The sequence below is a fragment of the Aeribacillus sp. FSL k6-2211 genome (assembly GCF_037966125.1).
Taxonomy (GTDB): Bacteria; Bacillota; Bacilli; order Bacillales; family Aeribacillaceae; genus Aeribacillus; species Aeribacillus composti.
Genome location: NZ_CP150190.1, coordinates 655,127 through 671,074, shown reverse-complemented (window position 1 = coordinate 671,074; position 15,948 = coordinate 655,127). Strand labels below are relative to the sequence as shown.

13 protein-coding genes and 1 pseudogene are annotated in these 15,948 nt (G+C 40.1%); 4 read left to right on the top strand and 10 right to left on the bottom strand.

Annotated features, from left to right (window positions below):
- Window positions 1–78: 78 nt before the first annotated feature.
- The 3 genes from ltrA to NSU19_RS03395 form a co-directional block, all read right to left on the bottom strand.
- Window positions 79–1,338, bottom strand: a complete 1,260-nt coding sequence (gene ltrA, locus NSU19_RS03405; protein WP_339199954.1) for a group II intron reverse transcriptase/maturase — start codon at window positions 1,336–1,338, stop codon at window positions 79–81.
- A 593-nt stretch (window positions 1,339–1,931) separates the two neighbouring features.
- Window positions 1,932–2,924: a Gfo/Idh/MocA family oxidoreductase gene (locus tag NSU19_RS03400; RefSeq protein WP_339198796.1), complete on the bottom strand. Its 993-nt coding sequence runs from the start codon at window positions 2,922–2,924 to the stop codon at window positions 1,932–1,934.
- 170 nt (window positions 2,925–3,094) lie between these two features.
- On the bottom strand, window positions 3,095–3,319 hold the full coding sequence (locus tag NSU19_RS03395) for a hypothetical protein (protein ID WP_339198793.1): 225 nt from the start codon (window positions 3,317–3,319) through the stop codon (window positions 3,095–3,097).
- Between the two features lie 209 nt (window positions 3,320–3,528).
- On the opposite strand from NSU19_RS03395, the gene NSU19_RS03390 reads away from it, so the two are divergent.
- Window positions 3,529–4,707 (top strand): MFS transporter, encoded by a 1,179-nt coding sequence (locus NSU19_RS03390; protein ID WP_339198790.1) that lies wholly within the window; start codon window positions 3,529–3,531, stop codon window positions 4,705–4,707.
- Window positions 4,708–5,426: 719 nt separating this feature from the next.
- Here NSU19_RS03390 and NSU19_RS03385 read toward each other — a convergent pair.
- The 3 genes and pseudogenes from NSU19_RS03385 to NSU19_RS03375 form a co-directional block, all read right to left on the bottom strand.
- Window positions 5,427–6,866, bottom strand: a complete 1,440-nt coding sequence (locus tag NSU19_RS03385) for an NAD-dependent succinate-semialdehyde dehydrogenase (protein WP_339198787.1) — start codon at window positions 6,864–6,866, stop codon at window positions 5,427–5,429.
- Window positions 6,863–8,263 (bottom strand): annotated as a pseudogene (locus NSU19_RS03380) (hypothetical protein). The gene NSU19_RS03385 and the pseudogene NSU19_RS03380 overlap by 4 nt, the downstream one beginning before the upstream one ends.
- A 20-nt stretch (window positions 8,264–8,283) precedes the next feature.
- Window positions 8,284–8,994: an iron-containing alcohol dehydrogenase gene (locus tag NSU19_RS03375; RefSeq protein WP_339199952.1), complete on the bottom strand. Its 711-nt coding sequence runs from the start codon at window positions 8,992–8,994 to the stop codon at window positions 8,284–8,286.
- A gap of 262 nt (window positions 8,995–9,256) precedes the next feature.
- Here NSU19_RS03375 and NSU19_RS03370 point away from each other — a divergent pair, with 262 nt between their 5' ends.
- Both NSU19_RS03370 and NSU19_RS03365 read left to right on the top strand, forming a co-directional pair.
- Entirely contained in the window at window positions 9,257–9,895 is a 639-nt protein-coding gene (locus tag NSU19_RS03370) for a Bax inhibitor-1/YccA family protein (protein ID WP_339198785.1), read from the top strand.
- Between the two features lie 418 nt (window positions 9,896–10,313).
- On the top strand, window positions 10,314–10,619 hold the full coding sequence (locus NSU19_RS03365; RefSeq protein ID WP_339198783.1) for a hypothetical protein: 306 nt from the start codon (window positions 10,314–10,316) through the stop codon (window positions 10,617–10,619).
- Window positions 10,620–10,769: 150 nt separating this feature from the next.
- Here NSU19_RS03365 and NSU19_RS03360 read toward each other — a convergent pair whose 3' ends face one another.
- The 4 genes from NSU19_RS03360 to NSU19_RS03345 form a co-directional block, all read right to left on the bottom strand.
- On the bottom strand, window positions 10,770–11,651 hold the full coding sequence (locus NSU19_RS03360) for a LysM peptidoglycan-binding domain-containing protein (RefSeq protein ID WP_339198780.1): 882 nt from the start codon (window positions 11,649–11,651) through the stop codon (window positions 10,770–10,772).
- Between the two features lie 625 nt (window positions 11,652–12,276).
- Complete coding sequence (locus NSU19_RS03355) at window positions 12,277–12,804, bottom strand: TetR/AcrR family transcriptional regulator (RefSeq protein WP_339198777.1); 528 nt, start codon at window positions 12,802–12,804, stop codon at window positions 12,277–12,279.
- A 394-nt stretch (window positions 12,805–13,198) separates the two neighbouring features.
- Complete coding sequence (locus NSU19_RS03350; RefSeq protein WP_339198775.1) at window positions 13,199–13,939, bottom strand: YkgJ family cysteine cluster protein; 741 nt, start codon at window positions 13,937–13,939, stop codon at window positions 13,199–13,201.
- A gap of 255 nt (window positions 13,940–14,194) precedes the next feature.
- Window positions 14,195–14,782 carry a TetR/AcrR family transcriptional regulator gene (locus tag NSU19_RS03345; RefSeq protein WP_339198771.1) on the bottom strand — a complete coding sequence of 196 codons (588 nt, stop codon included), beginning with the start codon at window positions 14,780–14,782 and terminating at the stop codon, window positions 14,195–14,197.
- A gap of 131 nt (window positions 14,783–14,913) precedes the next feature.
- Between NSU19_RS03345 and NSU19_RS03340 the strand changes: the two genes are divergently transcribed.
- Window positions 14,914–15,906, top strand: a complete 993-nt coding sequence (locus NSU19_RS03340; RefSeq protein ID WP_339198768.1) for an acryloyl-CoA reductase — start codon at window positions 14,914–14,916, stop codon at window positions 15,904–15,906.
- Window positions 15,907–15,948 lie beyond the last annotated feature (42 nt).

Genomic DNA, 15,948 nt, shown 5'->3' with positions numbered 1-15,948 from the left:
GATAATCGAGTAGGAGGGGGTGACTAACCCCCGACCTCTCACACCACCGTACGTACCGTTCGGTATACGGCGGTTCAATTAAGTATGACGTAGTGCTTGATATCTTTCGAATAGACTTCTTAACCCTCGACGCTTCCAATAGGAGTTGTCGAGGGTTTTGTGTAGAATGGGACTGCAGGCAATCCGCCAATATTTCTTGCGTGTATTGCCCCATTCGAATGCTTTATGGCTTGGAACCCCTAATCCTCTGAGTTTCCGAATTCTTGTTTTCGGGGTTTTCCATTCTTTCCACAAACACATCCGAAGCCTTCGTCTAATCCATTCATCAAATTCTTTGAACTTACTTGGTGTTTCTGCCAAGGCAAAATATCCGCACCATCCCATTAAATACTTGTTCAGTTTCTCAATCCTTTTCTCCATTGGATACGGTTTCGACCTTGATGTAATTTCACGGATCTTGTTCTTCAAACGTTTCACACTTTCGTTCGCAATCCGTACCTTTGGAGTCTTATTGAGTGTGAAGCTGAAACCGAGAAACTTCCGTTTCCAAGGACGGTCTACCGCCGATTTCTCTTTATTTACCTTGAGCTTTAACTCCTTCTCGATAAAGTTCGTAATGGAATTCATGACACGAATTCCTGCTTTCTTTGTTTTCACATAGATGTTACAGTCATCCGCATACCGAACAAACTTATGTCCACGTTTCTCAAGCTCCTTATCCAATTCATGAAGCATGACGTTTGATAAAAGTGGACTAAGCGGGCCGCCTTGAGGCGTTCCCATGTCCGTTTCCATTACCACTCCATTGATCATCACGCCTGATTGAAGATACCGGCGAATTACCTTCAGTAGAATTCGATCTTTGATCGTTTTCGCCAAGATCCCCATCAGTTTGTCGTGATTCACCTTGTCAAAGAATTTCTCTAGGTCTATATCGACTACCCAACGATATCCTTCTTTGATATAACCCTTTGCTTCCCTAACCGCATCATGTCCCCTTCTGCCTGGGCGGAAACCATAGCTATGGTTCGAGAAGGTCGGATCAAAGATTTTCGTCAACACTTGGGCAATCGCTTGTTGGATGAAACGATCCGTCACGGTAGGGATCCCTAGAAGTCTTACTCCACCGTTCGGTTTCGGGATTTCGACTCGACGGACGGGTAAGGGCTTGTAGGTTCCTTCTCTCAACGACTGTCGAATGGAGTCCCAATTTTCGTAGAGGTGTTTTCGTAGGTCTTTTACGGACATGCCATCTACTCCGTGACTTCCTTTATTCTGTTCGACTCGTTTCAGTGCCGCCAGGAGATTTTCCCGTGACAAAATCATTTCCATCAACATTGATATCCTCTCCACGTGAACGAATTCTTCTATTTGTGCCATCTTCTGCTCCACCCTCTTGAAGTCCCCCGTGGGATTCACCACTTCCTCCTTCAAGTAAGTCCTATCGGATTGTCTGCTTCCACACAGAAGATGAACGCCTAGCGATTCGTTCTCCTTAATTGTTCAGTCCTTCCTCTTCCATCTCGAGCTTGAAAGAGTACTATGACTTCTGCTGACTTCTGACTGTTCAGCTATCTATCACTAGATAGGTTACCAAGGTTACTTGGCGTGCCAGCCAGACCTCCCCGGGTAAGAGTGTAATCTTTCCTTCCATCCATCTGCTTCATTTACTCTGTATCACCTTCGGCAGAAAGGGCTTTGTTTTGTTGTGCAAACTCACCCAGTGATACCTAGCCTCATATGAAGTTCGTGTTCCTCAGACCGGAAGTTTGCCGCTCGCTTCCTTCAGATTCCGCGTCGCCACGGACACCCTTGCTCTTGGCTAACCTCTACTTCTGTCTTCGGGGTTCGGGACTTACACCCTATAGTTCATGTACATGCCGGGCGCACAAAAATAACGGCGAGAACACATGCCCCGCCGTTTTGTCATTTTATTTGAGCGAAATCTTTTTTCCATGTTTGATCGATTCATAGCAAGCTTCGATTACAGTCATATTTTGGATCATATTTTCGCTTGTGTAGGAAGGATTTTTTCCATGCAGCACCGCATCTGAAAAATGCTCAACTTGAAGAGCGTATTGATCCGCTACAATGCTTTCGATTCTCTTTTCATTTTCTTTTTCAACAATGATTAAGCCTTCTCCTCCTTGGCGGTCAGGTCGATAGGCTCTTGGAACGCGAATAGAACCTTTCGTTCCGACCACTTCATAAACATTTGAAAAACTCGCGTTAAAACTGCAGTCAAAAACGGCTTTGACTCCATTGTCAAGCTCCATATATCCGACAGCCGTCGTATCAACGCGATGAACAGGATCTATTTCAGCATCTACTCTCACTTCAGCCGGTTCGGCTTGAATAATATTTCGAATCGAATGAATACAATAGCAGCCAATATCATAAATACTGCCGCCGCCCATATCAGAATTTAAACGAATATTTTGCGAAGCAGGATCCAAATAAAACGAAAAGTTGGCTCTCATTAATTTCACATCGCCAATTTCACCTGATGCGATGATGTCTCGAACTCTTTGATGCTGTGGGTGAAATTGGTACATAAACGCTTCCATAAACTTCACATTGTTTTTTTCACAAACGGCTGCCGCTTCTTTCGCCTCCTCAGCTGTCAGCGTTGCTGGCTTTTCACATAATACATGTTTTCCTGCTTCAGCTGCCTTCACAATCCATTCTTTGTGCAAATGGTTAGGCAGCGGTATGTATACAACATCGATATCTGGATCCTTTAGCAAGTCTTCATAACTTTTATAGGCTTTCGGAATATTTAATTCATCAGCCACCCCGATCACTTTATCGGATCGGCTTGCTATCGCCGCCACAACAGCATTTTTAGATCTTTGAACCGCAGGAATCAACTGCTTTTTAGCGATTTGTGCTGTGCTTATTATTCCCCAACGAGTTTTCTTCAATTTCTAAATCCCCTCCAGATCAATTTTGAAAAAACATAATCTTGTCAATTATTTTTGAAATTCTTTTGATTTTACATTAATATTTTTTGATTTTGAAAACGCTTTTTTATATTTTACCACATTTTCACACATCGTCCATATAACTTTTCAGCAGCTTCCTCCACAAGAATTCAAAACTCTGCTGCCACTGTCACGGAACATTGTCCGCCTGCTAACTTTTTATGTTTGAAGATGTTTGTTTGTACTTGCAATATTTTTGCCAACGACCAATTGGAACCATCGCATAAAATGTTTTCCCTTGGTTGTGTGAACACATAAAGGAATCGGTGCTCAAATTCCTTCAGCAGCAAATACGGCAAATCACCCGGTTGCCGAAGGAATGTAGGCTTTGACATTTGCAAGTTTTTGAAAGAGGAATGTTGCTAGATTTAAATTTTTGTTTATGATTGAATTTTTGTGTTTTTTTCGACTAGTCGGCCCTTAAAAGTGATTTCGTACAGATTATCGTTCATTGTCATTCGCCTCTACTACATTCGTTGCATTAGACAGTTTAGCTTATTAGATGTATAGTATATTTGGAAATAATGGAAAGAGGCGAGTCCAATTGGTATACATAAAAATGAACAGTCCAGAATATGTAAAGGCCAGCATAGCTCTTTTTTTCGGCGGGTTTGTCACCTTTTCCATTTTGTATACAACACAGCCTTTACTGCCTGTTTTCTCAAAAGAATTTCATATCTCTGCCGCATCAGCCAGTTTAACCGTATCGGCTTCAACCGGAACACTGGCTTTTATGATGCTGGTAGCTGCTAGTTTGTCAGATGTTCTTGGAAAAAAGAAAATCATGATCATCTCGATGCTGCTTACTTCCATGCTCTCTATGTTTATTGCTATGAGCCCAAATTTTCCTTTGCTTGTTGTATTCCGAACACTGCTTGGAATTTCTTCAGCAGGCATCCCCTCTCTCGCTATGGCGTATGTAGCAGAAGAGTTTCATCCAACTGCAATTGGCAAAGTGATGGGATTGTATATAAGCGGAACAAGCATCGGCGGAATGGCCGGCCGAATAATCACTGGCTTGTTGACAGATTTTTTTTCATGGAGGACCGCTTTATTTTCCATCGGAGCGCTAGCTCTTATTTTAAGCATCGTCTTTGCTATTATTCTACCGACACCAAAGAATAGCGAAAAAAAGCCGTTTAATATAGAAGCTGTTATAAAGGCATATACTGTACACTTAAAAAATAAGCCGCTTTTATCTCTCATTTTTTTGGGCTTTTTATTTATGGGAAGCTTTGTGACATTATACAATTATATTGGCTATTTGCTGAGCGAGCCTCCTTATTCATTCAGCCAATCATTGCTTGGCTTCCTTTTCATCGTCTACATTTTCGGAAGCTTCAGCTCTGTATTTTTAGGCAAAAAAGCTGATGAACACGGCCATTCAGCCACGCTAATTTTTGCCGTCGCTTTGACTATTTCCGGAGCCATATTGACTCTTTTTCCGCCAGTATTGGTGAAAATTATCGGCATTTCACTATTTACATATGGTTTTTTCGGCTGTCATTCCATTGCCAGCGCTTGGATTGGAGAACGGGCGGATAAGAATAAAGCTCAAGCATCTTCTTTATATCTTTTATTCTATTATTTGGGATCAAGCTTAGTTGGTACATTTGGGGGCTATTTTTGGATTCATTTCCATTGGGCGGGAGTCATCTTGTTTATCGCGACTTTATTGCTATCAAGCTTACCTTTTATTCGGTATGCTGAGAAACGTCTTTAACCGTCAGAAAGTATAATAGATTAGTGCAGAAAAAAACGCTTAGCCTATAGGAAGAGCTGAGCGTTTTTTTAAGAAAAAATTTATGGTGTTCGGATAATCGTGCAAATTCCCATAAAAATTAGAGATAGATCAGCATGTCACAAGCAGAAAATTGCATGGAATTCCTGTAAACTGTCCACTGTTTTACACAGCCCATTTCACGTAAAACCCCTCAAAAAATGCCACTTTTCAAAATAAAAATATGGCAACTTTCATCTTTAAAAAAGCTCCAGAAAATAACATCTTTTTCTATTGACTTTTACGTTGCGTAACACCTTATAGTTGCTAACGCAGAGATGTAATAGGTGACAATGAAGGTAAAAGAAGCAGGGGCTTTTCAAATAATCAAAATTAGCAAGTTGGAAGCAATGAAAATAGTCATCGAAAATACAATCGAACAAGATGAAATTGTTCGATTTCTTTCAAATCTTACTTGATATATAAAACTTGTAGCAATTGATATGTGGAACCCTTATGAACTGTCAATTGTGATAGCTAAAATTCATATTGTTAAGTCAGCAAACAAAACTTGATAGAAAATTCGGAAGGCTGTCAGTTAAAATGGATTAGTCAATGAATGAGTTTATGAAAAAGTGTTAGATTACGATTTTTCTATTGTAGCTAAAAGCATGGAAGAGGGTGTTTTTACCCTCTTTCCACACTTTTTTGGATATCCAAAATTATATTAATTGAAGAGAAACGAACTTAATTTCTAGGAATTCGTCCAGCCCGTAGTGGCTTCCTTCTCTTCCAAGGCCGCTCTCTTTCATTCCGCCAAAAGGTGCTTGGGCGACAGACGGAAGGCCGTCATTGATTCCGACAATGCCGTATTCTAGATTTTCAGAAAACCAAACAGCCTTTTTGAGAGATTGGGTGTAAACATACGCAGCCAAACCAAATGGTGTACCATTTGCACGTTGGATAACTTCTTCATCATCTGAATATGTGCTGACCGGTGCCAATGGACCAAATGTTTCTTCCTGCATGCACAACATATCATCTGTTACATCAGAGATTACAACCGGCTTCATAAAATATCCTTTGTCCATATTCACGGAAGGTCCTTCATGGAGTTTCGCGCCTTTTTCGACTGCATCTTCTAATTGATGTTGAACTTTTTTGACTGCATTTTCGTCAATAAGCGGTCCAATGTCTACCTTCTCGTCAAGGCCATTCCCTACTTGCAGTGTTAAAACAGCCTCATGAAATGCTTTTAAAAACGGCTCCTTAATTGACTTATGGACATAAATCCGGTTGGCGCATACACACGTTTGACCGGCATTTCTGAATTTTGATTGCACAACGCCTTTTACAGCTTCTTGAATATTTGCATCTTCTGTTATGATAAAAGGTGCCAAGCCTCCAAGTTCAAGCGATACTTTTTTTACAGTATCCGCTGCTTTCCTCATTAACAGCTTTCCAACTGGAGTAGACCCTGTAAAAGTAACCTTCTTAACGCGTGAATCTTCCATCCAAACATCAACGACTTCAGCTGGTTTTTCAGTCGTTATGACATTGATGACACCTGCTGGAAAACCTGCTTCATGAGCACATTCTGCTAATAAAAGTGCTGTAAGCGGTGTTTGTTCAGCCGGTTTTATGACAACTGTGCATCCAGCTGCAAGGGCAGGGGCGACTTTCCGTGTAATCATCGCCGCCGGAAAGTTCCAAGGAGTTATGGCAGCAACGACTCCAACAGGTTGTTTTTGAACGATAATTCTTTTCGAATGAACAGATGCCGGAATCGTTTCTCCATAAATCCGTTTCGCTTCTTCTGCAAACCATTTCACAAAGCTGTTAGCATATTGCATTTCCCCTTTCGCCTCGGCAAGCGGTTTTCCCTGCTCGATTGTCATCGTGGATGCCAACACTTCCAGCCGATCATTTATGAGCTTATACCATTTTTCCAGCAATTCTGCTCGTTCATAGGCTGTCGTTTTTGACCAAGTTTTAAAAGCTTCGTGAGCTGCATCGACAGCCAGCTTTGCTTCCTTGGCGGTTCCGTTCGGCACATAACCGACTGTTTCAAAAGTGGCAGGGTTTTGAACGACAAAATTGTCATCCAACTGAACAAATTCTCCGTTAAGATACAGCCCTTTTGTCAATGGTTGTTCTTTCATACTGCTTGAATCTCCTCTCTTTCTTTTTCTTCATTCGAGTGGTGCGTAAATATGCGGTCGTTTTCTCCGCGCAGAAAATCTTTCCCATACAGCAGGATGCATAAAAGGATGCCGGCAGCAAAAGCCATTGTTGCTCCTTTTATGACGAGGATTGCACCAACAATCCCCGCAATTCCAAGATCACGCTGGCTGCGGAAATGCATGACACCGATACGAACGCTTACATAACCTTGCACCAACAATGTCAAAGCTAAAGAAACTCCAAGTATCGGTTGTACTAAACTTACTATAGGCAGCAAAAATAATCCAGTATTTGTACCCCAACGGAACGATCCTGCTCCACCGAAAAACGAATGCATCGCTTCTTTACCTTTTTTAAACCGCTCGATCACGACCACTTGCATAGCAGTCCACATCGGACCGCACATCGTAATATCAGGGCCGATCATGCTCATTAGAATGTTTCGGCCACCAAATATTAAGTGGGCGCGGTTCGGATTGTAATCAACTTTTTCATCCGTACGTATGACATCAGATTCAGAAAGGAGAGCTTTCGTTTTCAGCACATCTCCAAACACAACTAAATACGTTGCAAAAACAGCAGGGACTGCCTTCACGAAAAACGATAACGCAGGGAAGCCCAGGCCAAATACCGTATATTCCGCCCAAAGTGTGGCGAAGTCTGGTTTACTGAAGCCCCATTGAATGTCCGGCCATTTCGCTTCTCCAACAAGAGGCGCTACGAAAACAGCTAGCAAAATAGCAGGTAAAATCCCTAAATTCCCCAACAAAGCCCAGCCTTTGTTTTTTTGCTTTAATTTTTCGAAATGTTTAGAGAATATTAGATAAAACGCAAAGCCAATGCAAATTGTGATCGTAATCGGGAATAATTCAAACTTTCCTCCAGCTTCAAAAATCGATACGACAGCTCCAATTCCGGCCCCCAGTATAATACCTGATTTAATGGCGTCAGGCACTAAACGCACCACTTTGCTGGCAAGTCCCGTTACTCCTAAAATGATGGATAAAATTCCAAGAGTCAACTGAAATGCAATGAGTGCATATATTCGGTCCTCACCTTCTGGAAATTATTTAACAAACAAAACAATCAATGGAATCGCGGGAGTGACCCAACCTGGAATGACCGGGTCACCAAGCAGATGATGCAGTAAATATAAAAGTCCATTCAATACAACAACAGCGAGAGCCACTTCAAACGGCATCCCTAAATGATCCGCTAAAAGAGTAATAGCCCCAAGGTCTACCGCACACATGAGCAAACCCTGCACATAATCGGGCCATTCAAACCGATAATGAATAAACGGCAGCCGTATTTTAAAGGGACCTGCAGGGATATATGGCGTTTCAGCGCCGTGCGGACGATTTTTCCATTTCATGATCATGATTTTCCCTCCTATCAATAGGCAGCACGGTATATTTGTTCAATATCTTTTTTGCTTAATTTTCGAGGATTATTGCGCAGAAGCCGCGTTTGCTTTAAAGCTTCCTCAGCCATTTCAGAAATCGCGGATTCCGGAATATTAAATTCACGCAAAGATTGCGGAATTTCCACATAGCGGCATATCCGGATCATCGCTTCAATCGCTGCATCAGCCGCTTGATCATCGTTTAGATGATCTACTTTTTCTCCTAACGCTTCTGCGATATCACGGAATCTTTCTAAACAAGCTATTTTGTTCCATTTCATGACGTATGGAAGCAGCAAGGAGTTGCTTACACCGTGTGCTATATGAAAACGTCCTCCAAGAGGATAAGCGAGAGCGTGCACTGCTCCAACGCCTGCATTACCAAAAGCTAATCCCGCCATGAGACTCGCTGTAATCATCGCCTCACGTGATTCAATGTTTTCCGGGTTTGAATACGCTTTCGGTAAATGGGTGGAAATAAGTTTCATCGCACCAATTGCCAGTGCATCCGTAATCGGAGAAGCAAACTTCGAAATATATGCTTCCACAGCATGAACCAATGCATCCACTCCGCTTGCTGCTGTCACGCTAGGAGGGCACGTAATGGTCATGATCGGCGAAACAATTGCGACATCAGGTAATAAGTACGGACTGACAATCCCTTTTTTCACCTGCTCTTTCGTATCCGACAAGATTGAAATATTCGTAACTTCGGAACCTGTTCCGGCAGTTGTCGGAATGGCTATTAACGGCAGCCCTGAGAAAGGTCGAGTCCAGTAGAATAGTTGATTTCTAACTTCCCGCTTCTAAAGGATGCAAAAAAATGAACATTGTTTAAATAAAATCGAATTTGCAAAGACTTGAATTAAAAAAAATGAATCCTTGCATAAAGTTAATCGTAAATTATATCAAAAGAATAAAACATTAACCGTCATATCGAAGATCAAATTTGCGGGGGAAACTATGTATACACACGCTACGAATAGAAGTCAAATGCCCAGTGTTTTAAAGGCGTTTGCCGTTTCTTTGGCTATCGCCATGCTAGGAATGGCAGCGGGAATATATGTGCCGCCATCACTGTTTTTGCCTCTTGCCATAATTGAACTTGGCATGATTATTTTTGCATTCTTTTTGCGCGGAAAAAAAGCTATTTCTTATACATTTCTATATAGTTTTACGTTTATTTCAGGGATTACAGCCTATCCAATGATCTCGCATTATGTTTCAACAATTGGCGCGCACGCGGTCATTATGGCACTAGCCGCCACAACCGCTGTTTTTACTGGATTAGCTGTATATGCAACTGCAACAAGACGAGATTTCTCATTTCTTGGCGGAATGTTATTTTCTGCCCTGCTCGCTTTTCTGATCATTTATGTTCTTAATCTTTTTTGGCCGTTGAACTCAGGCGGCATGCTCGCATTTTCCTTCATAGGAGTATTAATTTTCAGCGGCTACGTATTATATGACTTTAATCGAATGAAGCATTACGGTGTTCATCCAGAAGAAGTGCCGTTAATAGCCCTAAATCTATATTTAGACTTCATCAACCTGTTCATTCAAATTTTACGAATCTTTGGCATTCTTTCTTCAAAAGATTGAAGGAGAGCTAAAAAAAGAAAGCTGCTTGCAAAAATTTCCGGTATTTGAAAATTTGTAGAACCGGCTCAATTTTTATTTCAGAAACATCTAGTGCGGGTTCTTCTTTTCACTCGTTAGGAAAGCTTTTATGGTTCCTTTTTTGGCCATTTTACTTTTGCTTGCTGCTCACCTTTTTTGTCCTTGCAACAAGCCTAATATTTCAGCATGTTTGTTCTTTTTGCCGACGTTTCACAGCAAGCTTCAAATGCGTTTGCCCTGTACGGCTGACTGGTTACGTGCAGCTGAAATTTGCTGTAATCAACTCTTTTTGACAAATACCCGATTTGAGTATTTTCCAGAATTATTCCAACTTACATTTTTACCTATAATCTTTTATAATAAAAAATATAGTTAAAAGAAAGGAGGCAGCCCTTTTCGTATGGAAGACGTTGCATTAAAAACAATTTTGCAGGCGCTGAAAGAGCATTCTGAGCACATTGACTCAAGATTTGATCATCTTGAAAAAAGAATGGATGGCTTAGAGGCAAGAATGGACAAATTGGAATCAAGAATGGACAAACTGGAAAACGATTTGCAATCTTTTAGAAAAAACGTGGATGAACGCTTTACACGCTTAGAGAAAAAATTGGAAGGGATTCGCGCTGAATTAACAGACGCACAAGAAACCCTCGACTTCGTGTCCAGCAAAACATTGAAGCATGAAAAAAAGCTTAGACAATTATAGCTTAAGTTCTCATCTTCCAAAAATCGCTGCAATATTTTTTCCTTTCCTTTTCACCTTCAGTTTCTGCATCTTTAGCCTTTTTGACAAAACGTAATAATCAAAAAATAAAAAGGGCGCCAAAAAGAAGCTTTCGGCACCCGTATTATCTAGTTATTTAATTGTTACTTTTACTTGCTTACGTCCGAATTGGATCGCATCTTGTTCAGTAGGCATATGGATATCAATTTTTTTGCCGCGGATTGCACTGCCCGTATCAGCAGCAGTATATGTCCCGTATCCTTCTATATATACTTTGCTTCCTAACGGTATAACACTTGGATCTACAGATACAACTTTTGAGTCTTTTGTTAATACAGTTCCATTTGCTGTTTTATTTCCTACTAAAGAATATGCGGTAGCTTCCATTGTAATCGTTTCGCCAGCATCTTTCGCTCCGTTATCTTCTTGAGCTTTCGTTGCAGTTTCTCTCGCTTGAACTTCTTGCTTGCTGACAGTTTGATTAGAGCTGTTTTCCTCTTTAGGTGAAGAAGACGTTGCTTCTTCATTTTTTAAACTCTTTTCATTCGCAGCATATGTACTGGTTTTATTTGCAGATGCTGTGTTTTTATCATTCGTCGTTGTTTCTTGCTGTACGACTGGTTTGTTCACTTTCTTTTCTACTGTACGTTCCTCTTTCGCTGCTTGATCAATTATTAAAACATCACCAGCAAAAATTAAATCGGATGTTAAGTTATTCGCAGATTTTAGTGACGAAACGGTCACACCGAATTGATCGGCAATACTGCTTAACGTATCTCCAGATTTGATTGTATATTTTATTTTTTCACTTACAACTAATTCTTGATTTGGATAAATCGTTTCAGTCGTTAAGCCGTTCCATTCTTTTATATCTGCTACTGATACATTATATTCTTTAGAGATTTCCCAAAGAGAATCACCTTGTTTTACCTTATATGTTTCAGCAGAAGCTTGACCTACAAATGGAAGCGTAGTCGCTACTGCAGCTGTAAAAGCAATGATTGTTTTTTTCATGATGAAAAATCCCTCCTTTTCCCTACAACGACATCATAGCAATTTTATGTAACAATAGCTTTGCAAAAAGATATTAAATAGATAACAGTTGCTTTTCAAAGAAGAAAAAAATGTAAAATTTCATACTAATATTTAGGCATTTTTCACTTCAGTTACTGTTACACCAGTGCATAATTCCTTCTCTTCTGATTGCTCAGGCAAAATATAATCCTTGCCATATTTTCGCTTAAACCTCACTTCACTGCTATTTCATCCAGTCCTCAAATAAATTTGGTGTTATATATGGAGGGATTTTCAGACATGAATTGATAGCTTATCATTCTTGATCTACATTGCTTGGACAGTCGATCTTTATCCAAACCGATCTATATGTCATAAAATCTCGAAAACCAATCGTTATACACCATTCTAGAAAAACAAGGAGACGGTGCTCAGACCAACCGACTCAGTGCCATCATCATGGATATCTCTGGTAAAATAACGAAAGACATGAACCTCCATTTTTGCTAGGAGATTCATGTCTATTTCAAAAGGCCGATTTCCCCTTCCTTGACTTCAAAGTTAAATCCCTTTAATGCCGTTTTCGCTTGTTTTGGGTATGTGTAGGTTAATTGTTTGATCTCAATCATTCCTCCACCAATCCTTTCGCCAGCCATTTCGCTTGAAGCACTAACGCTTCGGCAAACTTCTCCCCTATCTCATCGCGGTACAAAAGCTGCAAAAAGAAGCTGCGTATGACCGCGACGATTGTACGTGGGTTTTCTTTTACCATAACTCCTTCGTCTTGCCATTTTTCAATAAGAGGCACAAGTGCATCTTCATCCTCTGTCGTATGCTGGTCAGCATATTCCGGCGGTAACTTCCGCATTAAAAGTTCATATTCTTTTCGATCAATCATCAAGCGCAAAATCGGTTCTTGTTCGATCAACTTTACAGCTTGTACTAACAAATCTGCCAATCGTTCTTGCGTTAACGGCTTCTCTGTCCACTCAACTAGAAGCATTTCTCTTAATTTTCGTTCCTCCATTTGAAACACTTCATAAAACAACGCTTCTTTGGAGGGGAAAAATAAATAAAACGCTCCTTGTGAAATGCCAGCAGCTTCAGTCAAAGCCGCAACAGTTGTTTTTTGTATCCCGTATTGACGAAACATTGCTTTGGCTGCTTCTAATAATGTTTGACGTATCGTTTCCTTTTCTTCCTCACGAAATTTACGTGGGCATCGAATCACCTTCTTTATGTTTATGTGAATATTTTTATTTTATATTCACAGAAAGTGTGAAAAAAATCAAGAAAAATCTTTCTTCAAGAATGGGGCTGTCTAATAAGCGTTTTTTCGGCTTATTGACGGCCCCTTTTATGTTTTAGAAACGTTGATATATCATCGATGTTTATGATTTTTTGTTTTCAATAGGGATTTGACTTTCTGGACAGCTCCTTCTGTTTTTTTACCATATTTACTAAATTCTATTTCATTTTTTCACCAAAGCATGAAGAAAATTCTCTAAGCTGAATTTGTCCAAAATCTGACTTCTTTTTTTCAAGACTTATTTGTACAGCTCTTCTTTTAACAGCTTCGGTAAATAATCGATATGAAATACATCATCTGGAAAGGTGATTCCTAAGTCTTCATCTTCATATAAAAACTCTTGAAGCACCTCATTTAATGCCGTCATATAAAATTCATGCAAAAATTCGTAGCTGAAGGTTTCCCGAGGCATTAAAGATTGCGCACACACATTCGGATGGCAATAATTTAAATACGTGCGGCACGGAGTCGGTCTGACCTCGTAAACTTTGCAAGTATTGGACGACCGATCTAAAAATGGACAGCTTACTTGTTCAGAAATGTACTTGAATTTAAATTGAGGATCTTCATGAAAATCGATGGAACATACTTTTTCCAGTTGTTCCTTTTTCGATTCGAAATAATTGAACAAATGTCCAAAAATATCTTGCTTTTGTTCCTTTGGCAGGCTTTGAATATATTGCAAAATTAATTTGGCTTCCAAGCGAGTGGTGATAATCGGAAAATAACAACAATAAGCACAGCCTTTAAAACAGGAAGGTTGTATATTCACTTTTGTTTCAATTTCTTGAATTTGGGAATCTATTAATTTTAAAAGCGTTGTAAATGTTTCTAGAATAATTTCGGAAGCACTTTCGTTTTCTGAGTTTTCTAAAATATGATCAATCGTGTCATAAAACAGCTGCTCATCCGGAATATAATGTTTATTAATTGTTTCACAGATTTTCATCATGTCTTCGTAGGTTAATCGATTATCCAAAAGACTTCGACTCCTTGCAACAATGTCTTTTCAATATCGTAAATCATCGCCTGCAAAAAATCCATCAGGTACATCTTTTAAAATTTCAGCAACCAAAATGCACCTTTAGCCGTCAAACCGCTTCCAATCAGCCGCTTTCTACAAATGATTCGATAATTTTAACATTCGTTACAGTCCCAGTTTGTCTCAAGTACTTTCAGGTGCTGAGCGCTGGAATATGTCTATTTTCAGGAGATCATTCCCAAAAGACTTTCCTTATTTTAAATATTTTAAAATTAGCTCATAGCAAGTTTTCTTATAAAACTCATGAAGGTGATCTTCATCACGCATTAACCACTGAATGAGACATCCATCGATGATCGAGCGAATCATTTTGGAAGCTGTATCGACATCAATGTCAGCTGAAAACGTTCCTTCCTTTTGACCAAGAGCAACAATGTCGCGGCCGATTTTCCAGCAGTTTTCGTAAAACTTGAGATTTATTAGCCTATATTGTGGATTTCGGCTCGCTTGTGCCATAAAATCAAGGTACACTTTGTAAAATTTTTTATTCTTTTTTGGATCGATAAAAACAGAATGGATATAAGCCTCTAATTTATTTATCGCTGCTGTCTGCTTACTAACCGCTTTATACTCATGTTGATAAATGCGATCCGTCACCCATTCCAGCAAGCTAAAAAAAACATCCTCTTTATTTTCAAAGTAATAATTCGTAACCCCTTTGCTTACACCTGCATAATCAGCAATATCCTGCAATGTTACCGTTTCGTACCCTTTATCTGAAACAGCTTGAAAAGCAGCCCTTAAAATTTGTTCTCGCCTTTCTTCTGCTTTTTTCTTCATAAAAACACCCCTCGAACTTCGGTCATAACGATATTATACATGAATTTTTGACGATAAAAATATTTTGACCGGTCAGAATAATTTTGTTATCGTAAAAGCAAGAATATGAAAAACAATAAGGGGGATGTCGAGTGGACCACTTCAAAGCGTTAGTAGTGAACAAAACGGAGACAGATTTTTCAGTGAAAGTACAAACCATTTCCATGAATGACCTTCCAGAAGGAGATGTCGTCATAAAAGTTGCTTATTCCAGTGTCAATTATAAAGATGGATTAGCTTCCATTCCCAATGGGAAAATTGTAAAATCGTATCCGTTCGTACCAGGTATCGATCTAGCCGGCACTGTTGTTTCTTCTAAAGATCCGCGCTTTAAAGAGGGAGACGAAGTTATTGCAACAAGCTATGAAATCGGCGTGTCGCATTACGGAGGCTACAGCGAATACGCCCGCATTCCTGCAGATTGGATTGTCCCTCTTCCAAAAGGATTGACGCTAAAAGAAGCTATGGCTTTAGGAACAGCTGGTTTTACGGCGGCATTGTCTGTCCATAGTTTAGAAGAAAATGGATTAACTCCTGAAAAAGGAAAAGTACTCGTTACAGGAGCAACCGGCGGAGTCGGAAGCATCGCAGTTTCCATGTTGACAAAACGAAACTATCATGTTGTCGCAAGTACAGGCAAAGAAACAGAACATGAATATTTACGCGAGCTTGGCGCAAAAGAAATCCTTTCTCGCGAAGAAGTTTGTCCAGAACAGATCCGTCCGTTAGATAAACAATATTGGGCAGCAGCCGTTGACCCTGTAGGCGGGAAAACCCTTGCCGCAATCCTTAGCAGAATTCAATACAACGGCTCTGTAGCAGTCAGTGGGCTAACTGGAGGCAGCGACGTTCCAACGACTGTCTTCCCATTTATTTTGCGAGGAGTCAACCTGCTTGGCATCGATTCGGTCTATTGCCAAATGGAATTGCGAAAACAAATTTGGGAGCGAATGGCCGCTGATTTAAAACCTGATAAATTACTAGAATCTATTGCGCAAGAAATCACACTCGATCAGCTTCCTGACGCATTATCGAACATTCTAAAAGGCAAACTGCGCGGCAGAACGGTTGTAAAGATCTCATAATACTCGCAGCACTTTCTGGGTTTTGATTGAAAATAGTTCCCT